Origin of the sequence: Mesorhizobium sp. M0802, from assembly GCF_040320115.1 — a bacterium.
Classification (GTDB): Bacteria; Pseudomonadota; Alphaproteobacteria; order Rhizobiales; family Rhizobiaceae; genus Mesorhizobium.
Genome location: NZ_JAMYOY010000005.1, coordinates 18,843 through 38,815 on the forward strand (window position 1 = coordinate 18,843; position 19,973 = coordinate 38,815).

Annotated in this window: 19 protein-coding genes; 11 read left to right on the forward strand and 8 right to left on the reverse strand. The window is 62.8% G+C overall.

The features are described 5' to 3' along the window. Positions 1–52 precede the first annotated feature (52 nt). A complete protein-coding gene (locus tag NKI10_RS09795; protein WP_245263137.1) occupies positions 53–784 on the forward strand; it encodes a phosphatase PAP2 family protein in 732 nt (243 codons plus the stop codon). A gap of 43 nt (positions 785–827) precedes the next feature. On the opposite strand, the gene NKI10_RS09800 is transcribed toward NKI10_RS09795, so the two are convergent. Both NKI10_RS09800 and NKI10_RS09805 read right to left on the reverse strand, forming a co-directional pair. Further along, positions 828–1,475 (reverse strand): FMN-binding negative transcriptional regulator, encoded by a 648-nt coding sequence (locus NKI10_RS09800; protein WP_023684857.1) that lies wholly within the window; start codon positions 1,473–1,475, stop codon positions 828–830. 213 nt (positions 1,476–1,688) lie between these two features. Then, positions 1,689–2,363 (reverse strand): alpha/beta hydrolase, encoded by a 675-nt coding sequence (locus tag NKI10_RS09805; protein ID WP_023669128.1) that lies wholly within the window; start codon positions 2,361–2,363, stop codon positions 1,689–1,691. A 255-nt stretch (positions 2,364–2,618) separates the two neighbouring features. Here NKI10_RS09805 and NKI10_RS09810 point away from each other — a divergent pair, with 255 nt between their 5' ends. The 7 genes from NKI10_RS09810 (at position 2,619) to sufA (ending at position 9,854) form a co-directional block, all read left to right on the forward strand. Then, complete coding sequence (locus NKI10_RS09810; protein ID WP_352839578.1) at positions 2,619–3,782, forward strand: cysteine desulfurase family protein; 1,164 nt, start codon at positions 2,619–2,621, stop codon at positions 3,780–3,782. A gap of 187 nt (positions 3,783–3,969) precedes the next feature. Beyond that, the gene (gene sufB / locus NKI10_RS09815; protein WP_023743149.1) at positions 3,970–5,487 is read left to right on the forward strand and encodes a Fe-S cluster assembly protein SufB; all 1,518 of its coding nucleotides are present in this window, start codon (positions 3,970–3,972) and stop codon (positions 5,485–5,487) included. Between the two features lie 29 nt (positions 5,488–5,516). Beyond that, positions 5,517–6,272: a Fe-S cluster assembly ATPase SufC gene (gene sufC / locus NKI10_RS09820; RefSeq protein WP_023748559.1), complete on the forward strand. Its 756-nt coding sequence runs from the start codon at positions 5,517–5,519 to the stop codon at positions 6,270–6,272. A gap of 40 nt (positions 6,273–6,312) precedes the next feature. Then, positions 6,313–7,581 (forward strand): Fe-S cluster assembly protein SufD, encoded by a 1,269-nt coding sequence (gene sufD, locus NKI10_RS09825; protein WP_352859694.1) that lies wholly within the window; start codon positions 6,313–6,315, stop codon positions 7,579–7,581. Positions 7,582–7,718: 137 nt separating this feature from the next. Further along, on the forward strand, positions 7,719–8,960 hold the full coding sequence (locus tag NKI10_RS09830) for a cysteine desulfurase (protein ID WP_352859696.1): 1,242 nt from the start codon (positions 7,719–7,721) through the stop codon (positions 8,958–8,960). A gap of 21 nt (positions 8,961–8,981) precedes the next feature. After that, positions 8,982–9,368, forward strand: coding sequence for an SUF system Fe-S cluster assembly protein (locus NKI10_RS09835; protein WP_023709315.1), 387 nt, complete (start codon positions 8,982–8,984; stop codon positions 9,366–9,368). 105 nt (positions 9,369–9,473) lie between these two features. Continuing rightward, the gene (gene sufA / locus NKI10_RS09840; protein WP_013532156.1) at positions 9,474–9,854 is read left to right on the forward strand and encodes a Fe-S cluster assembly scaffold SufA; all 381 of its coding nucleotides are present in this window, start codon (positions 9,474–9,476) and stop codon (positions 9,852–9,854) included. A gap of 144 nt (positions 9,855–9,998) precedes the next feature. On the opposite strand, the gene NKI10_RS09845 is transcribed toward sufA, so the two are convergent. Next, the gene (locus NKI10_RS09845; protein ID WP_023706439.1) at positions 9,999–10,496 is read right to left on the reverse strand and encodes a GFA family protein; all 498 of its coding nucleotides are present in this window, start codon (positions 10,494–10,496) and stop codon (positions 9,999–10,001) included. An 83-nt stretch (positions 10,497–10,579) separates the two neighbouring features. Between NKI10_RS09845 and NKI10_RS09850 the strand changes: the two genes are divergently transcribed. Next, positions 10,580–10,903, forward strand: a complete 324-nt coding sequence (locus NKI10_RS09850) for a TfoX/Sxy family protein (RefSeq protein WP_352859698.1) — start codon at positions 10,580–10,582, stop codon at positions 10,901–10,903. Positions 10,904–11,104: 201 nt separating this feature from the next. Here NKI10_RS09850 and NKI10_RS09855 read toward each other — a convergent pair whose 3' ends face one another. Together NKI10_RS09855 and NKI10_RS09860 are read right to left on the reverse strand one after the other, a co-directional pair. Next, entirely contained in the window at positions 11,105–12,022 is a 918-nt protein-coding gene (locus NKI10_RS09855) for a pseudouridine-5'-phosphate glycosidase (RefSeq protein ID WP_352859700.1), read from the reverse strand. Between the two features lie 70 nt (positions 12,023–12,092). Further along, the gene (locus NKI10_RS09860; RefSeq protein WP_023826169.1) at positions 12,093–13,037 is read right to left on the reverse strand and encodes a carbohydrate kinase family protein; all 945 of its coding nucleotides are present in this window, start codon (positions 13,035–13,037) and stop codon (positions 12,093–12,095) included. 282 nt (positions 13,038–13,319) lie between these two features. On the opposite strand from NKI10_RS09860, the gene recA reads away from it, so the two are divergent. Further along, positions 13,320–14,423: a recombinase RecA gene (gene recA / locus NKI10_RS09865; protein WP_023669117.1), complete on the forward strand. Its 1,104-nt coding sequence runs from the start codon at positions 13,320–13,322 to the stop codon at positions 14,421–14,423. 273 nt (positions 14,424–14,696) lie between these two features. Further along, positions 14,697–17,363 (forward strand): alanine--tRNA ligase, encoded by a 2,667-nt coding sequence (gene alaS / locus NKI10_RS09870; RefSeq protein WP_352859702.1) that lies wholly within the window; start codon positions 14,697–14,699, stop codon positions 17,361–17,363. Between the two features lie 116 nt (positions 17,364–17,479). Here alaS and NKI10_RS09875 read toward each other — a convergent pair whose 3' ends face one another. From NKI10_RS09875 to NKI10_RS09885, 3 genes are read right to left on the reverse strand one after another with little or no spacing between them, the layout of a single operon-like run. Continuing rightward, positions 17,480–18,061, reverse strand: coding sequence for a demethoxyubiquinone hydroxylase family protein (locus NKI10_RS09875; protein WP_352859704.1), 582 nt, complete (start codon positions 18,059–18,061; stop codon positions 17,480–17,482). 14 nt (positions 18,062–18,075) lie between these two features. After that, positions 18,076–18,690: a glutathione S-transferase family protein gene (locus tag NKI10_RS09880; protein ID WP_023825120.1), complete on the reverse strand. Its 615-nt coding sequence runs from the start codon at positions 18,688–18,690 to the stop codon at positions 18,076–18,078. A gap of 10 nt (positions 18,691–18,700) precedes the next feature. Further along, entirely contained in the window at positions 18,701–19,912 is a 1,212-nt protein-coding gene (locus tag NKI10_RS09885) for an NADP-dependent isocitrate dehydrogenase (RefSeq protein WP_023669114.1), read from the reverse strand. Between the last annotated feature and the right edge of the window lie 61 nt (positions 19,913–19,973).

Consider the following 19,973-nt stretch of genomic DNA (forward strand, 5'->3'; position numbering starts at 1 on the left):
CCCGGCGCGCTACCCGAAAATCCTGTGGTCGGTCTGGGTCGTGGCCTGGCTTTTGCTGACGATCGCGGTGTCGCTCCGTTTCGACCATCTTGCAGGGACCATGGCGAGGCAGTGGGCTTCAGGCTCGACCAATGTCTTTCGCATCGCCGAGTTTTTTACCTTCTTCGGCCTCGGCGGCTGGTATCTTGTCCCGTCGGTACTGGTGCTGATTGCCGCGAATCTGACGGATTGGCGCAGCCTTTCCCGGCGCGCGCGGATGACCTTCTACAACTGGACCTGCTTTGCCTTCATGGTGCTGGGTTCGATCGGGCTCTCGGCCATGGTCGTCAACGCGCTGAAATATGGCGTGGGCAGAGCCAGGCCAATGAATTTCGACAAGCTCGGCGATCTGTCGCTGCATCCTTTTTCCATGGAGGCGCGCTTTGCCAGCTTCCCGTCCGGCCATGCCACGACCATGGGTGTCATTTTCGGCATTGCGCTACTGTTGTTGCCCCAGCGCAGATGGGTGTTGCTGGCTGCAACCTTGTCGGTCGCATCGACCCGAATCTTTATCGGCGCGCACTATCCGAGCGACACTGTCGCCGGATTCGGCCTTGGCTGTGCTGTTGCCATCGTCTGTGCGATGGTGCTTGGCCGGCTGGGATGTATCTTCCGCTACACGGCGTCGGGGTTGCCGGTGGCAAAAACTACGTTCCGCCTATTCCGTCGGGCTCGCAAACCAAACCAAACGATGCGCCGAGACAAGACGAATTTCCGCATTGGAGCAGCGCCGGCAAGCAACTGAATTGCTGACGCCTTTGGAACCATCTAGACTAAGACCACCCCAGCTAGCTGTCGATGCCACCCCAGCTCCGCACCAGCCGAGCCATGTCAGGCGCGCTGGCGGCTTCCTTCTCCAGCCCTTCGGCGACACCGACGCGGTCGGCGACAGGCCGGTTCTGGCTGACTTTCCACTTGCCGCTGATTTCGGCGATCTCGATCTCAAGCCCGACAATGCCCTTGATCTGCGACTGGATGAAGGTAGGCGGCGCATCGGTCACCGCCCAGGGTCCCTCGCGGGCGCCTTCCTGCGACAGCGTCAGCTCGGTGATCTGCTGTGCGATCCAGGCGGAATCCTCGATCACTCTGACGGTTCCTCGCACCTGGACAATGGCGTAGTTCCAGGTCGGCACGACCTTGCCGGTCTCGCGCTTGGTCTCGTACCAGGACGGCGTCACATAGGCGTCGGCGCCCTGGAAGACGACCAGCACCGGCGATGTCGGATTGTCGGCCAGCTGACGCCATTGCGGGTTGGCCCTGGCCAGATGGGCGCGCAGCCGGCCATTCGGCCCAACCTCTGCATCAAGCAGGAAGGGAATGGCATTGGCGACCGGGCCATCGGCGCCGTTGGAGATCAGCAACCCCAGCGGATGCGTCCGGATCAGCCCGTGCAGGACGTCCGGCCGCGTTTCCTGGAAATGGGGAGGCTGGTACATGATCGGTCATGCCTTCTTGCGCTGCCTGAACCGGCATTGTGCACCGTTCAGCCGAGCCGCGCCACATGTCAGGCTGGCTTCACCGTTTGGATCAGCCGAAATGGCATTGTCGCGCCCATGATGGGCACGACTGTGCACGGCATCGGACCGGGAGTTTTTGTTTTGGCGCAATTCCGGACGGAAAACCCGTTTACACTTTTCCTGGAATTGCTCTTAGCGCAGCCGCTTCGGCCGCGGATCGGACAATTCGCCGGCCAGCCGCCGGTCGAGATAGTCGGCGCATTCCTCGAGCAGCAGATCGGCGTCGTTGGCGAAGAAGTGGTTGGCGCCTGGCAAGGTCTTCTGCGTGATGGTGATGCCCTTTTGCGTGTGCAGCTTGTCGACCAGGCCCTGCACATCCTTGGGCGGCGCCACTTTGTCGGCATCGCCATGGATGATCAGACCCGATGACGGGCAGGGCGCCAGGAACGAGAAATCATAGGTGTTTGGCTGCGGCGCGATCGAGATGAAGCCCTCGATCTCGGGCCGGCGCATCAGAAGCTGCATGCCGATCCAGGAGCCGAAGGAATAACCGGCCACCCAGCAGCTCTTGGAATCCGGATGCAGCGACTGCACCCAGTCGAGCGCTGCGGCGGCATCCGACAATTCGCCGGTGCCGTGGTCGAATTCGCCCTGGCTGCGGCCGATGCCGCGGAAGTTGAAGCGAAGCGTGGTGAAATCGCGCTTCTGGAACATGTAGAAGAGGTCATAGACGATCTTGTTGTTCATCGTGCCGCCGAATTGCGGATGCGGATGCAACACGATGGCAATCGGCGCGCTCTTCTCCTTGGAAGGCTGGTAGCGGCCCTCCAGGCGGCCGGCCGGACCGGTGAAAATGACCTCAGGCATGAAATACTCCAAATGGCATACGAATGCGCGGCGCCCGGAACAATTCTTACTCCAGCCCCAGCCCTTCCGGGCCTTGACGCAGGGCAAGCGTCTTCTTAGAAGCTAGTTTAGAATTGTTCAAAACTGGATAGCCAGCCGTGACGGCCCGGCCATCCTCGCCGCAAGCCGCGTAAATAGGACGTCTTGCCTTGCAATTTCAAGGAAATAACGCGCTATCCTTGCGGAAAGGGTCTTGACGGGATCGATTGGGTGAAAATGGCCGCAGCACGCGCCTATCTCGACTACAATGCCAGCGCGCCGCTCATTACCGAGGCGCGCGAGGCGATGATTGCCGCGCTCGATCTCGTCGCCAATCCGTCGTCGGTGCATGCCGAGGGGCGCGCGGCGCGGCGCCTGATCGACACTGCCCGGCGCGATGTGGCAGCACTTGTCGGCGCCAAGGCCGAGCATGTCGTCTTCACCTCGGGCGCGACGGAAGCCGCATCGACGCTGCTGACGCCGGATTGGCAGATGGGCCGTGGCACGGTGCGCATGAGCCGGCTCTATGTGTGCGAGGCCGACCACCCTTGCCTGTTGAACGGCGGCCGCTTCCCGGCAACACAGGTTTCGCGGATCGGCGTCGACGCCGATGGCATTGCCGACCTCGCTCAGCTGACAGCCGCTCTGGCCGCGCATGACAAGGCCGAAGGCCTGCCGCTGGTCGCCATCCATGCCGCCAACAACGAGACCGGCGTCATCCAGCCGATCGAGGCAATCGCTGCAATCGTCAAAGCGGCGGGCGGCATTCTGGTGGTCGATGCCGTGCAGGCTGCGGGCCGCTTTTCCATCGATATGTCAGAGCCTTACGCCGAATATCTGATTCTGTCTTCGCACAAGATCGGCGGCCCCAAGGGCGTCGGCGCCATCGTTGCGGCAGCCGATCTGATGATGCCGAAGCCGCTGATCAATGGCGGCGGCCAGGAAAAGGGCCATCGCGGCGGCACCGAAAACCTGGCGGCCATCGCCGGCTTTGGCGCTGCCGCCCGGCTGGCTTTGGCTGGACTGAACCATGTCGATGCGCTCGCGCACCGGCGCGACGAGGTCGAAACCATCATCAAAACACTGGTGCCGGACGCAGAAATCTTCGGATCCGGCGCGCCAAGGCTTGCCAACACGACATTCTTCGCTATTCCCGGCGTCAAGGCCGAAACGGCGCAGATCGCGTTCGATCTGGCTGGCGTTGCGCTGTCGGCGGGATCGGCCTGTTCGTCGGGCAAGGTCGGGCCGAGCCATGTGCTGAAAGCCATGGGTTATGGCGACAGCCTGGGCGCTTTGCGCGTGTCCATCGGCCACGCAACGAGTGCCGGGGATATCGAACTGTTCCGTGCTGCGCTGGCTGGTATTGCCCAGCGCCGGGCGGGCAGGGAACAAGCCGCCTGAGGCGGCGACAAAGAATTCAGGCCCTCGCGGCCTGGTAGAGCCGTGCGTTTGCAAGTGGCCGGGTGAATTCCCGGCCGAGACGCACTATATGAAACTTACGCCGCCTTCTGCGCCTCATGGGCAGCCCTGGCGATGCCATAGTTTGAAAACTGTCGGGCCTTGACCCCGGCGTGGATGGAGAACGCTTATGCCTGCTGTGCAGGACACGATCGATCGGGTCCGAAAGATCGACGTCGACCAGTACAAATACGGATTCCAGACAGAGATCGCGATGGACAAGGCCCCCAAGGGCCTGAGCGAAGACATTATTCGCTTCATCTCGGCCAAGAAGGATGAACCGTCCTGGATGCTGGAATGGCGTCTGGAAGCATATCGGCGCTGGCTGACGCTGGAAGAGCCGACCTGGGCGCGCGTCCATTATCCGAAGATCGATTTTCAGGACCTCTATTACTACGCGGCGCCCAAGAGCACGCCCGGCCCGACCTCGCTGAGCGACGTCGATCCCGAGCTGTTGAAGGTCTACGAGAAGCTCGGCATTCCGCTGCGGGAACAAGAAATCCTCGCTGGCGTGCAGAAGACCGACGCGTCCGATCTCGAGGAGCCCAGCGACAACGTCTACAAATCGGGCCGTGTCGCGGTGGACGCGGTGTTCGATTCCGTTTCCGTCGTCACCACGTTCAAGAAGGAGCTGGCGCAGGCCGGCGTCATCTTCTGCTCGATCTCGGAGGCCATCCGCGAGCATCCGGAGCTGGTGCAGAAATATCTCGGCTCGGTCGTGCCGACATCCGACAATTTCTACGCCACGCTGAATTCGGCTGTCTTCACCGACGGCTCGTTCGTCTTCGTGCCCAAGGGCGTGCGCTGCCCGATGGAGCTGTCGACCTATTTCCGCATGAACGAGAAGAACACCGGCCAGTTCGAGCGCACGCTGATCATCGCCGAGGAGGGGGCTTACGTCTCCTATCTCGAAGGCTGCACGGCGCCGCAGCGCGACGAGAACCAGCTGCATGCCGCCGTCGTCGAACTGGTGGCGCTCGACGATGCCGAGATCAAATATTCGACGGTGCAGAACTGGTACCCCGGCGATGCCGAGGGCAAGGGCGGCATCTACAATTTCGTCACCAAGCGCGGCGACTGCCGCGGCCACCGTTCGAAGATCTCGTGGACACAGGTCGAGACCGGTTCGGCGATCACCTGGAAATATCCGAGCTGCATCCTGCGCGGCGACGATTCCTCCGGCGAGTTCTATTCGATCGCCGTGTCGAACGGCTACCAGCAGGTCGACAGCGGCACCAAGATGATCCATCTCGGCAAGAACACGTCGAGCCGCATCATCTCCAAGGGCATCGCCGCCGGCTTCTCGCAGAACACCTATCGCGGCCAGGTTTCGGCGCACCGCAAGGCGACCAACGCCCGCAACTTCACCAATTGCGATAGTCTCCTGATCGGCGACCAGTGCGGCGCCCACACCGTGCCCTACATGGAAGCCAAGAATTCGACGGCGCAGTTCGAGCACGAAGCGACGACGTCGAAGATTTCCGAGGACCAGAAATTCTACGTCATGCAGCGCGGCATTCCCGAGGAGGAGGCGATCGCGCTGATCGTCAACGGCTTCGTCAAGGATGTCATCCAGCAGCTGCCGATGGAGTTCGCAGTCGAAGCGCAGAAGCTTATCGGCATCAGCCTCGAGGGCTCGGTCGGCTGACCGGACAATATATATCCAGGAAAGAAAAAATGCTTGAGATCAAGAATCTGCATGCCCGCATCGTCGATGACGGCACCGAGATCATCCGCGGCCTGAACCTGACGGTGAAAAACGGCGAGGTCGCCGCCATCATGGGCCCGAACGGCTCGGGCAAATCGACGCTGTCCTACATCCTCGCCGGCCGTGAGGACTATGAGGTCACCGAAGGCGACATCCTCTATAACGGCCAGTCGATCCTCGAAATGGATCCGGCCGAGCGCGCCACCGCGGGCATCTTCCTCGCCTTCCAGTATCCGATGGAGATACCTGGCGTCGCGACCATGGAATTCCTGAAAGTGGCGATGAACGAGCAGCGCAAGGCGCGCGGCGAGGAGCCGCTGAAGATCCCGGAATTTTTGAAGCGGGTGAAAGAGGCCGCAGCCTCGCTCAACATGGACATGGCGATGCTGAAGCGGCCGCTCAATGTCGGCTTTTCCGGCGGCGAGAAGAAGCGGGCCGAGATCCTGCAGATGAAGCTGCTGGAGCCAAAGCTCTGCGTGCTCGACGAGACCGATTCAGGCCTAGACATCGATGCGCTGAAGATCGTCTCGGACGGCGTCAACGCGCTGCGTTCGCCCGACCGTGCCATCATCGTCATCACCCACTACCAGCGCCTGCTCGAGCACATCGTGCCGGATAGCGTGCATGTGCTTTACAAGGGCCAGGTGATCAAGTCCGGCGACAAGTCGCTGGCGCTCGATCTCGAAGCCAATGGCTATGCCGGCGTGATCGGCGAAGCCGCGTGAGATGCCAGGTCATTTTGTACCAAAAGACAGGGCCAAGCTTATGAACATGCATTCGACACCCCAGCGCACCCAGGCCGAAACGGCGCTGATCGACGCTTTCGGCGAGCGGCTGTCGCTGCTGCCGGGCGACGGTGCGGTGATGCTGAAGCGCGACGACGCCATCGAGGCGATCAAGCACGGCCTGCCGACGCGGCGCATCGAATCCTGGCATTACACTGACCTGCGCCGGCTGTTGGCCGCGGTGCCGGCGTTCGATCCGACGGCCGCCGCCAAGGGGCTGGCTCCCATCGTCGAAGGTTCCGCCGTGCTGGCGGTTCTGAACGGCGTCTCGAGTGCGAAATTCCCTGCCATCGAAGGCGTGACCGTCCAGCGCCTGTCGGAAAAGCTGACCGATGGCTCGATTGCGCCCGGCCTCGACCCCTATGGCAGCGATGACGCCATTGGCGCGCTGAACACTGCTTTCGTCGCCGACGGCTGTTTCGTCGACATCGCCGATGGCGCAGCACTGGAAAAGCCGATCGAATTGCAGAACGTGCAAGCCGGCGGACAGACCCATGTGCGCTTTCCCGTGCGTGTCGGCGCCGGCGCCAAGGCTGCGATCGTCGAGCGTCAGGCGGGCGAGGGCGCGGCTCTGGCCAGCTCCGTCAGCCAGCTGGTGTTGGGCGAGGGCGCCGAGGTGACCTGGCTGATCATCCAGGAACAGCCGGAAACGGCCACCCATCTGGCGCAGTTCAAGGCGCATCTCGGCAAGAATTCGAAGCTGACGCTGTTCTTCATGAATGCCGGGGGCAAGCTTGTGCGCCAGGAGATCGTGGTGAAGACCACGGGCGAAGGCGCCGACTTCAAATTGCGCGGCATCAACCTTCTGGCCGGCGACACCCACACCGACGTGACAATGGTGCTCGACCATGCCGTGCCGCATACGACATCGACGGAAGTGATCCGCAATGTCGTGACCGGCAAGGCGCGCGGCGTCTTCCAGGGCCGCATCAACGTCCACCAATACGCGCAGAAGACCAACGCCAAGATGGCCTGCAACACGCTGCTTTTGTCGGATGATGGCGAGTTCTCGACCAAGCCGGAGCTGGAAATCTTCGCCGACGACGTCATCTGCGGCCACGGCGCGACCGTTACCGAGATCGACCACAACCATCTGTTCTACCTGATGGCGCGCGGCATCGACGAGAAGAGCGCCCGCGGCTTGCTGGTGAAGGCGTTCGTGGCCGAAGTAATCGAGGAACTGGACGACGAAACCATCGTCGAGGCCCTGGAAACAAGGCTGGACGACTGGTTCGTGGCGCACGGGTAAGCGCCTCTTTCCCTTCTCCCCTTGTGGGGTCCGAAGGACGGGCGAGGCAAGTGACTCGCCCCGGGCGGTGGCCGAGCGAAGCTCGGTCGGATGAGGGGTGCGTGACGAAGTGAGGCGGTGCCTCAAGAGAGCTTGTAATGGACCAGAAGATCGAAACAACCCCATACGACGTCGAGGCGATCCGCCGCGACTTCCCGATCCTGTCGCGCGAAGTCTACGGCAAACCGCTGGTCTATCTCGACAATGGCGCCTCGGCGCAGAAGCCGCAGGTGGTGCTGGATACGATCCAGCACGCCTATTCCCAGGAATACGCCAACGTCCATCGCGGCCTGCATTTCCTGTCCAATGCCGCAACCGACGCCTATGAGAAGGCGCGCGAGACGGTGCGCCGTTTCCTCAATGCGCCAAGCACCGACAACATCGTCTTCACCTCCAACACGACAGCCGCCATCAACACCGTGGCTTACGGCTATGGCATGCCCAATATCGGCGCGGGCGACGAGATCGTGCTGTCGATCATGGAGCACCACTCCAACATCGTGCCGTGGCATTTCATCCGGGAACGGCAGGGCGCCAAGCTGGTCTGGGTGCCGGTCGACGATCTCGGCATCTTCCACATCGAGGAATTCGAAAAGCGCCTGACCGACAAGACCAGGCTCGTCGCCATCACGCATATGTCGAACGCGCTGGGCACGGTGACGCCGATCAAGGAAATCGTGCGCATCGCGCATTCGCGTGGCATTCCCGTACTTGTCGATGGCAGCCAGAGCGCCGTGCACATGCCGATCGACGTCCAGGACCTCGACTGCGATTTCTTCGTCTTCACCGGTCACAAGGTTTACGGGCCGTCCGGCATCGGCGTGCTTTACGGCAAGAAGGATATTCTCTCGGCCATGCGCCCTTTCATGGGCGGCGGCGAGATGATCGAGGAAGTGACGGAAGACGTCGTCACCTACAACGAGCCGCCGCACCGCTTCGAGGCCGGCACGCCGCCGATCGTCCAGGCGATCGGGCTGGGTGCAGCATTGGAATACATGGAAAAGATCGGCCGCGAGCGCATCGCCGCGCACGAGGCCGACCTCAAGACCTACGCGCACGAGCGGCTGCGCGCCATCAACTCGCTGCGCATCTTCGGCGACGCGCCGGACAAGGGCGCCATCATTTCCTTCGAATTGCAGGGCATTCATGCCCATGACGTGTCGATGGTGATAGACAGGCAAGGTGTTGCCGTCCGCGCGGGCACCCATTGCGCCCAGCCGCTGTTGAAACGCTTTGGCGTAACCTCCACATGCAGGGCATCGTTCGGCATGTATAATACCAGGGCCGAAGTCGACGCTTTGGCCGATGCGCTGGAAAAAGCGCGCAAGTTCTTCGGGTGACAGGTTCTTTGGATGACGACCATGGATGATGCGAGCCACACCACCGCGCCGGAAGCAGCCATCAATCCGCTGGTTTCCGCCTCGGCCATTCCCGCCGACGAACTGGCGCGGCTGACCGACGACATCGTCTCGGCGCTGAAGACGGTCTATGACCCGGAAATACCGGCCGACATCTATGAGCTCGGCCTCATCTACAAGATCGACATCGAGGACAACCGCGCGGTCAAGATCGACATGACGCTGACCGCGCCCGGCTGTCCGGTGGCCGGCGAAATGCCCGGCTGGGTGGAAAACGCCGTCGGCGCCGTCGAAGGCGTCTCCGGCGTCGAGGTCAACATGACCTTCGACCCGCCCTGGTCGCCCGACCGCATGTCGGAAGAGGCGCAGGTGGCGGTTGGCTGGTACTAGGTTGACTGAGGTTGGTGCACTTGCACCAGTGGTAAAACTTCACCATTTTAGGTGAGGAATCATTCGGCAGGCCTTGAACCTGCATGGAATGGAAGAGGAAAGAGAATGGGACGCTTCGCCGTCATCACGATGACCGAAAAGGCAGCCGACCGGGTGCGCGAGATCGTCGCCACGCGCGACAATGCGCATGGCATTCGCCTCGGCATCAAGAAGGGCGGCTGCGCCGGCATGGAATACACGGTCGACCTGGTGACCGAGCCCAACACCAAGGACGACCATATCGAACGCGACGGCGCGCATGTCTATGTCGCGCCCGAGGCTGCCCTTTTCCTGTTCGGCACCGAGATGGATTTCGAGCAGACCACGCTGCGCACCGGCTTCACCTTCCACAACCCGAACCAGAGCTCGGCCTGCGGCTGCGGCGAATCCGTCGAACTCAAGCCCGCCGACCTGAAGGCGCTGGCTGAAGCGCGCGCTTCCGCCTGATCTTTCCTTCGCCCCGTTCACGGGGAGGTGAGGAATGGTCCGCGCAGCGGGCGAAAAGCCAATTGCTTGGCTTTTCGAATGACGAACGGCCCAAAGGGCCGGGTGAGGGGCAGCGCTAACCATCGGAAGTCGCGCTCCGAGCCCTCACTTCACCCACATCTTCGTCCGCTTGTGCCAGTCGGCGATCGATTCCTCGGGATAGACGTCGAACGCCTTGTCCTTTTTGCCGATCACCGGCTCGACCCAACTCGCCTTGTATTTCAACATCAGATGCACCTTCTCCGGCGGCTTCGGCAGCTCGCTGTCGATTGCCGAGGCGAAGGGGTGGACCAGGTCCGGCCATGTCGGATCGTAGAGCCAGAGCGCCGAACCGCACTTCTTGCAGAAATTGCGCTCGCCCGTCGAAATCTCACACTTTGGATGCTCGTCGTCCGCGATCTCTGCCTGGTAGACGCCGAGATTGCGCTTGCCCTTGATTTTCAGCGTCTTGTAATCGGCGCCGAGATTGATGGCGAAGCCGCCGCCGCCCTGCTGCTTGCGGCAGATCGAGCAGTAGCACAGCATGAACGGCACCGGCGTGTTGCTCTCCACCTCGAAATGGACGGCATCGCAGCGGCAGGATCCCTTGAGCAGCAGCGGCATGACAAAACTCCGACGGATGGCTCTCAACTTGCCAGCATGGTTTTTGGTTGCAGCCATGGCAAGCCCGGTGACATGATTGCGGCATGGACAATGAACGCATCGAAGAGCTGTTCGAAGGCCTCGGCCCGGTCAGTATCCGAAAACTGTTCGGCGGCAAGGGTATCTATTTCGACGGCGTCATCGTCGCTATCGTGCTGCGCGGCGAATTGCTGCTCAAGGCTGACGAGCAAAGCGCGCCCGACTTCGAAGCCGCCGGCTGCAAGCAATGGACCTATACCGGCACCCGCCACGGCAAGCTGGCCGCGATGCCGTACTGGAGCATTCCCGACGACGCGTTTGATGACCCTGACGAGATGAGGGTGTGGGCGCGCCGGGCGTATGAGGCGGGACGCCGGGCGGGGAAGTGAACCGGGACCGCCGCGTTTCTTCCCACCCCCCTCTGTCCTGCCGGACATCTCCCCCGCAAGGGGGGAGATCAGTTGTCACATTGGCCTTCGCCAATCACCAACGTTGAAAATGGGAGCCTGCGGCTAAGCTGTTAATCTCCCTCCTTGCGGGGGAGATGGCCGGCAGGCCAGGGGGGTGCTGTCCCGCCGACGTAGGCGATCCTACAGCGCCTTCGCAATCCTCGCCGCCAACCGCGCATTGTTCTCGACCAGCGCGATGTTGGTCTTCAAGCTCCGGCCGCCGGTCAGTTCGAGGATTTTGCCCAACAGGAACGGCGTCACCGCCTTTCCGGTCACATTCTGCACTTCCGCCGCCTTCTGCGCGGCCTCGATATAGCCGGCCATCTCGTCGGCCGGGATTTCATCGTCCTGCGGCACCGGGTTGGCGATCAGCATGCCGCCGACCAGGCCAAGTGCCGCCCTGGTCTTGTAGAAATGCGCGATCTCTTCCGGTCTGTGCAGGGTCAGCGGCGCGCGGAACGGCGAATGCCGCGACCAGAAGGCCGGCATCGTCTCGCAGCCATGGCCAATCACCGGCACGCCGCGCGTCTCCAGCACTTCCAGCGTCTTTTCGATGTCGAGGATCGCCTTGGCGCCGGCCGAGACGACGATGACCGGCGTGCGCGCCAACTCGTCGAGATCGGCCGAGATGTCGAAGCTCTTTTCCGCGCCCTTGTGGACGCCGCCAATGCCGCCGGTGGCGAACACCTTTATCCCGACCATGTCGGCCGCGATCATGGTGGCGGCGACCGTGGTGCCGCCGGTGCGGCCTTGCGCGACTGCAAAGCCGAGATCGGCGCGCGACAGCTTCATGGCATCGCCGGTCATGGCCAGCGACTCGCGCTCGCCGTCGGACAGTCCGATCTTGATGCGGCCGGCGACCACGGCGATCGTCGCCGGCACCGCGCCATTGCCCAGGATGATCTTTTCGACATTGGCGGCCATGGCGCCATTGTCGGGGTAAGGCATGCCATGGGTGATGATGGTGCTCTCCAGCGCCACGACCGGGCGGCCAGCGGCGAGCGCCTCGGCCACGGGCGCGTGGAGGTCGATCAAGGGGCGGGCGCTTTGCGGTGTCATGATGGTCTCCGATCCGGAGATCCGCGCGTCCGCTTGGACGTCGCGCTCCGGCAATGGCAATTGGCCGCCCTCATGCCATTTCCTGCGCGTCGGGCACAAGAGCCAGTGCCTCGGTGAAGGTCGCGGCGGTGAAGGCCGGCACGGCATCCGAACTTTCGATGGCGAGCGTCGCCGCGGCAACGCCTTCGCGGAGGGCCTGGCGCAATGCCAGGCCGCGCAGCAGGGCAGCGATGGTGGCGCCGGCCAGCGCGTCGCCGGCGCCGGTGACGTCGGCGACTTTTCTCGGCGCCGGCGGCAGGATAGAGAAGGCGCCGGCTTCGTCGAATCCCAGCACCGGGCCGTCGCCCGCCGTCACCACGCCACTGGTGAGGCCGCTGCAGCGCAGTCCGTCGACGGTCTCGCGCTCGGTGGCATTGGCATCGACGCCGGCCAGCACCATGGCCTCGCGCCGGTTCATGAAGACCTGCGCGAGTTCCTTCAGCACCGGTATCAGCCGCACCACCTTGGCCGGCGAAATGGCGATGGCGAACACCGGCTTGCCGGCGGCGAGCCCCACCAGCCGCTCCAGCGCCGTTGATGGCAGATTGGCGTCGCAGAGCACCGCATCGGCCTCGGCGACCACCTCGCGCACCTTGGAGCGGCGGATCTGCTTGGGGAACGCCAAATCGTAGAGCGCCATGTCGGCAAAGCCGGTGATCAGCTCGCCGTCGCGATCGATCAGCGCCGTGTAGCTCGGCGTCGTGCGGTCGAGGAAAACCGCCGACAGGTCGGCAATGCCGGAGTCGGCGATGGCGCGCGCAACCGTCTCGGCCGAGGCATCGCCGCCGCGCACCGACAAAAGCGAGGCCGAGACGCCGCGCCGCACCAGGCTGCGCAGCGCGTTGAATACGCCGCCGCCGACATCCTCGCGCATCGTGCCGGGGTTGGACGCCGCGGGCACGTACGTACCCGACACCTGGCCGCGGCGATCGATATGGGCGCCGCCCACCGCCAGTATCTTTGCTGATTTCACCATGCCGGCGATATGACCTTTGTTATTCGAGCCGCACAAGCGCTACGCTGTGCGGCGGAGCTTCGCAGGCGAGCCGGCGATTCGGCCGATCGAAACAGCCGGAGCGTCTGGCCCAATGGTGGATACATCCGGAAACGAAGGCGTGAGACAAAAAAAGAACAAATCCGGATAAAGATTGCTTTTCAGATATTTGACCCCTCTTGCCAAACGAGAACAAAAGTAGTACAAAATGGGCAGGGATTACGGATTGTCCGGCCTTCATTGACGACCAACGGGTGATGTATCATGGCTCAGAATTCTTTGCGGCTTGTAGAGGACAAAGCGGTGGACAAATCAAAGGCTCTGGACGCGGCGCTGTCGCAAATCGAGCGCGCCTTCGGCAAGGGCTCGATCATGCGGCTTGGCGCCAACGAGCAGGTCGTCGAGATCGAAACCGTGCCGACCGGATCGCTGGGCCTCGACATCGCGCTTGGCGTCGGCGGCCTGCCGCGCGGCCGCATCGTCGAGATCTACGGGCCGGAAAGCTCGGGCAAGACGACACTGGCGCTGCACACAGTTGCCGAAGCCCAGAAGAAAGGCGGTATCTGCGCCTTCGTCGATGCCGAGCACGCACTCGATCCGGTCTATGCCCGCAAGCTCGGCGTCGATCTGGAAAACCTCTTGATCTCGCAGCCGGACACCGGCGAGCAGGCGCTGGAAATATGCGACACGCTGGTGCGTTCAGGCGCCATCGACGTGCTGGTCGTCGATTCGGTGGCGGCGCTGACGCCACGCGCCGAAATCGAAGGCGAGATGGGCGATTCTCTGCCCGGTCTTCAGGCGCGTCTGATGAGCCAGGCGCTGCGCAAGCTGACCGCCTCGATCTCGCGCTCCAACACCATGGTCATCTTCATCAACCAGATCCGCATGAAGATCGGCGTCATGTTCGGTTCGCCCGAAACCACGACCGGCGGCAACGCGCTGAAATTCTACGCTTCGGTGCGCCTCGACATCCGCCGCATCGGCTCGGTCAAGGACCGCGACGAGGTCGTCGGCAACCAGACCCGCGTCAAGGTCGTCAAGAACAAGCTGGCGCCGCCCTTCAAGGTGGTCGAGTTCGACATCATGTATGGCGAGGGCGTCTCCAAGACCGGCGAACTGGTCGATCTCGGCGTCAAGGCCGGCGTGGTCGAGAAGTCCGGCGCCTGGTTCTCCTACAATTCGCAGCGTCTCGGCCAAGGTCGCGAAAACGCCAAACTGTTCCTGCGCGACAATCCCGACACGGCGCGTGAGATCGAACTTGCGCTGCGGCAGAATGCCGGGCTGATCGCCGAGAAATTTCTTGAAAATGGCGGCCCCGAGCGCGGCGAAAGCGACGACGGCTTCGAGGAAGAATCCGGCGCCATGTAGGGCACGGCCAGAGTTCGGCCATAAAAATCCAGTCTATTATCCGATGCTTAAGTAACCGAGTTCTTTAGTATTGCGTTTCAAACCGCCGGCCTTCGCGCCGGCGGTTTTCGTTTTTGGGCAGCGTGAAGCCGGCTTGGCAGTTGCCGGGATGGCCCAATTCCGTGTTTCTGGACAGGGTGGGGCGTGCCCGCTAAAAGGCCAAGTCAATCTTCTAAAAAGCAGAGACCAGTGTCCGCCGGCCGTGCCGGCGGTTTTCGCGAAAAGGCAGCAGTCATGAGTGGCGTGAACGAGATCCGGTCGACATTCCTCGACTATTTCCGCAAGGAGGGCCACGAGGTCGAGGCCTCGAGCCCGCTGGTGCCGCGCAACGACCCGACGCTGATGTTCACCAATGCCGGCATGGTGCAGTTCAAGAACGTCTTTACCGGCCTGGAGAAGCGGTCCTATTCGCGCGCCACCACCGCGCAGAAAAGCGTCCGCGCCGGCGGCAAGCACAACGACCTCGACAATGTCGGCTACACCGCGCGCCACCTGACTTTTTTCGAAATGCTCGGCAATTTCTCCTTCGGCGACTATTTCAAGGAGCGCGCCATCGAACTGGCCTGGAACCTGATTACCAAGGAGTTCGGGCTGAACAAGGACAAGCTGCTGGTCACCGTCTATCACACCGATGACGAGGCGGCCGGCTTCTGGAAGAAGATCGCCGGTTTCTCCGACGACCGCATCATCCGCATCCCGACCTCCGACAATTTCTGGGCGATGGGCGACACCGGACCGTGCGGGCCGTGCTCGGAAATCTTCATCGACCGTGGCGAGCACATCTGGGGCGGCCCTCCCGGCAGCCCGGAGGAGGACGGCGACCGCTTCCTTGAATTCTGGAACCTGGTGTTCATGCAATATGAGCAGGTCACCAAGGATGAGCGCATCGACCTGCCGCGGCCGTCGATCGACACCGGCATGGGCCTGGAGCGCATGGCGTCCATCCTGCAACGGGTGGAGAGCGTCTTCGAGACCGACCTGTTCCGCCACTTGATCGATGCGGCGTCATCGGCGCTCGGGCAGGGCCCGGACAAGGAGACGGTCGCCTCCTTCCGCGTCATTGCCGACCATCTGCGCTCGTCCTCCTTCCTGGTTGCCGACGGCGTGCTGCCGTCGAACGAAGGCCGCGGCTATGTGCTGCGCCGCATCATGCGCCGCGCCATGCGCCATGCGCAGTTGCTCGGCGCCAAGGAGCCGTTGATGTGGAAACTGGTGCCGGCGCTGGTGCGCGAGATGGGCCAGGCCTATCCCGAACTGCTGCGCGGCGAACAGCTGATCACCGAGACGCTTAAGCTCGAGGAGACCAGGTTCCGCAAGACGCTGGTGCGCGGCCTCGGCCTGCTCTCGGAGGCGACGGATACGCTGCACGCCGGCGATATGCTGGATGGCGAGACCGCGTTCAAGCTCTATGACACGTACGGCTTCCCGCTCGATCTGACGCAGGACGCACTGCGCCAGCGCAACATCTCGGTCGACCTTGCCGGATTCACCCATGCGATGGAGCAGCAGAAGGCCGAAGCGCGCAAGCATTGGGCTGGCTCCGGCGACGCGGCCACCGAGACCATCTGGTTTTCTGTACGCGAGAAGGCCGGCGCCACCGAATTCCTCGGCTACGAGACCGAACAGGCGGAAGGCCTCATCCAGGCGCTGGTCAAGGACGGCAAGACCGTCGACAGCGCGATCAAGGGCGACGCGGTGGCGGTGGTCGTCAACCAGACGCCGTTCTATGGCGAGTCCGGCGGCCAGATGGGCGACACCGGTATCATCTCCGGCGAAGGTTTCTCGATCGAGGTTTCCGACACGCAGAAAAAGGCCGACGGCCTGTTCGTGCACCTGGGCAAGGTGACGAACGGCACGGTCAAGCCAGGTGCAGCCGTCGAGCTGAAGGTTGACCATGCGCGCCGCACCCGGCTGCGCGCCAATCATTCGGCAACGCATCTGATCCACGAGGCGCTGCGCGAGGTGCTGGGCACCCATGTCGCGCAGAAAGGTTCGCTGGTCGCGCCCGAGCGCCTGCGCTTCGACATCTCGCACAACAAGCCGATCTCGGCCGAAGACCTCGAAGAGGTCGAGCGCATGGCCAACGAAATCGTCGTCCAGAACAGCCCGGTGACGACGCGGCTGATGTCGGTCGACGACGCCATCGCCGAAGGCGCCATGGCGCTGTTCGGCGAGAAATATGGTGACGAGGTGCGTGTCGTTTCGATGGGCACCGGCGTGCATGGCGCCAAGGCCAACCGGCCCTATTCGGTCGAGCTCTGCGGTGGCACCCATGTCCGGGCGACCGGCGATATTGGTCTGGTTCGCGTTGTCTCCGACAGCGCGGTCGCCGCCGGCGTGCGCCGCATCGAGGCGCTGACCGGCGAAGCCGCACGAAAATATCTCGACGAGCAGGACAGGCGCCTGAAGGCGACGGCGGCTGTGTTGAAGATTTCGCCGGCCGACGTGCCGGCGCGTGTCGAGGCGCTGCTCGAGGAACGCAAGAAGCTCGAGAAGGAACTGAGCGAAGCCCGCAAGAAACTCGCGCTGGGCGGTGGTGCCGCGGCCGATGCTCCGGCCACCACCGAAACCGTCGCCGGTATCGGCTTCCTCGGCAAAGCGGTTTCCGGCGTGTCGCCGAAGGATTTGAAGCCGCTGGCCGATGCCGGCAAGACTTCGCTCGGCTCAGGCGTCGTCGTCTTCGTCGGTGCGGGCGAAGACAACAAGGCAAGCGTCGTGGTCGCAGTGACGGACGATCTCGTCGGCCGCTTCAGCGCTGTCGATCTTGTGCGCGTTGCCTCGGCCGCATTGGGCGGGCAGGGCGGTGGCGGACGGCCCGACATGGCGCAAGCCGGCGGCCCGGACGCCTCGAAGGCCAATGATGCGATCGCCGCGGTGAGGGCGGCGCTGGAGGCAGCCTGAAAGCCACCCTATGTCGTATCTGGTTCGTGTGCGGCTTTCCGGCCTTCGCCGCCGTGCTTGCCATTCTGTGGCTGATAGTGGCAAGCCTGCAATCAGCTCTTAGACGGTCCGTCTAGCTAGTTCTTTTTCGCCGCTTTCAGGGCGCGCGTCATTCTGCTGGAATCGCCCCAGGTGGACAGCCAGATCAGCACGTCCGTGGCGATCGAAATCAGCGACCGTAAAAAGTTCAGCGCCGGGCCGGGCGATTTCAGCTGCTCTTCGGCGTGATGGAGATGGGCGAGCTCTTCCTCGCGGATCGCCAGGATGATGCCGTGCAAGTCGTGGTCGCGATTGGCGAGGAAAAACAGCTGATCGTCCAGATGGCGATGCACCGCCGCTTCAACCGCCGCCGTGCAGGCCCAGATGCCTTGCGGACCGAGCAGGGCGGTGACAAAACCCAGCACCCAGCCACCCCAGCTCCAGAACTGCATTACCCGGCACGGTCGCGACCGCCGCGCCGGCATGGCGGCGCGGAACGCAGCCCAATGCGTGCGCTCGTGCCCAAGCATCTCCGACAAGGATCGCACGCAATCCGGCCATAAGCGCCTGGCGACAAGAATCTGCGCCGAATAGATCCTGATCGCACCGAACTCACCGGCGTGGTTGACCCTGACAATTCTGGCGACGGTGAGCGCGTCCTGGCGAGATGGGTCAGCCATGGCCCGAACCCATATCAGCCCGCCACCAGGCTCGGACGTTTTGCGATGCCCTCCCACCAGGCCTGGATGTCGGCGAACGCCGCAAGCAGCTTTTGCCCGTCGGCGACCTTGACGAAATAGGCGATGATGGATGCCGCATGCAGGTCGGCCAGCGTCAGATGGTCCCCGAGCAGCCACGGCCCGGGAGGCTTGAGTGCGGTGAGCACCCGCAGCACCGTTTCCGCCTGGCGCAGCCCGTTGGCGACCAGTGCCTCGTCTGGCGCTTCCTTCTCAAGCCGCTCGACGGCGACGTCCCAGACCATCGATCTGTAGGCATAGGCGTCGAGCATGCCGATGATCTGGTTCATCGTTGCGCGGGTGCGGGCGTCTTTTGGCTGCAGTGCCGGGCCGTCGAACGCCTCGTCGACATAGCGGGCGATTGCGCTGGTTTCGAACAGGCGAAACCCGTCATGCTCGAAGGCCGGAATGCGGCCGAAAGGGTGATGCTCGAAGTACCAGGCGGGAGTGCCCTCGGCGGCAAAGACATCGACCGGCACAAGGTCGTAGTCGATGCCTTTTTCCGCCAGCACGAGGCGGACGATGCGCACATAGACGCTGTAGTCCGCCCCGTAGACGACCGGCTTGGCCATGGCTGCCGGCTTACGCCATCGCCTTCTGCAAATTCTCGTCGATCTTGTCGAGGAAGCCGGTGGTCGACAGCCATGGTTGGTCGGGACCGATCAAGAGCGACAGGTCCTTGGTCATGAAGCCGCTCTCAACCGTCTGGATGCAGACCTTCTCCAGCGTGTCGGCAAATCGCTTCAACTCGGCATTATCGTCGAGCTTGGCGCGGTGGGCGAGGCCGCGCGTCCAGGCGAAGATCGAGGCGATCGAATTGGTCGAGGTTTCCTCGCCCTTCTGGTGCTGGCGATAGTGGCGCGTCACTGTGCCGTGCGCGGCCTCCGCTTCCACCGTCTTGCCGTCCGGCGTCATCAGCACGGAGGTCATCAGGCCGAGCGAGCCAAAACCTTGCGCCACCGTGTCGGACTGGACGTCGCCGTCATAATTCTTGCAGGCCCAGACATAGCCGCCAGACCATTTCAGGGCGGAGGCCACCATGTCGTCGATCAGCCGGTGCTCGTACCACAGCTTCTTCGCCTTGAACTCGGCCTCGAATTCAGCCTCGTAGACCTCCTGGAAAATGTCCTTGAAGCGGCCGTCATAGGCTTTGAGGATGGTGTTCTTGGTCGAGAGATAAACCGGATAATTGCGCAGCAGGCCGTAATTCAGCGAGGCGCGGGCGAATTCGCGGATGGAGTCGTCGAGATTGTACATCGCCATGGCAACACCGGCGCCGGGTGCGTCGTATACGTCGTGCTCGATCACCTTGCCGTCCTCGCCGACGAACTTGATGGTCAGCTTGCCCTTGCCGGGGAAGCGGAAGTCGGTGGCGCGATACTGGTCGCCGAAAGCATGACGGCCGACGATGATCGGCTTGGTCCATCCCGGCACCAGACGCGGCACGTTCTTCATGATGATCGGTTCGCGGAAAATGGTGCCGCCGAGAATGTTACGGATGGTGCCGTTCGGCGACTTCCACATCTTCTTCAGCTTGAATTCCTCGACGCGCTGCTCGTCGGGCGTGATCGTCGCGCATTTCACGCCGACGCCCCATTTCTTGATGGCATTGGCCGAATCGATGGTCACCTGGTCGTTGGTGGCGTCGCGGTGCTCGACGCCGAGGTCGTAATATTCGAGCTTCAGGTCGAGATAAGGGTGGATCAGCTTGTCCTTGATGAACTGCCAGATGATGCGGGTCATCTCGTCGCCGTCGAGCTCGACGACCGGGTTCGCCACCTTGATCTTCGCCATGAAAAGAATGCCTCGCTTTTGGGGAACAAAACGGCCTCGCCCGCATGGCTTCGGCCGGGTA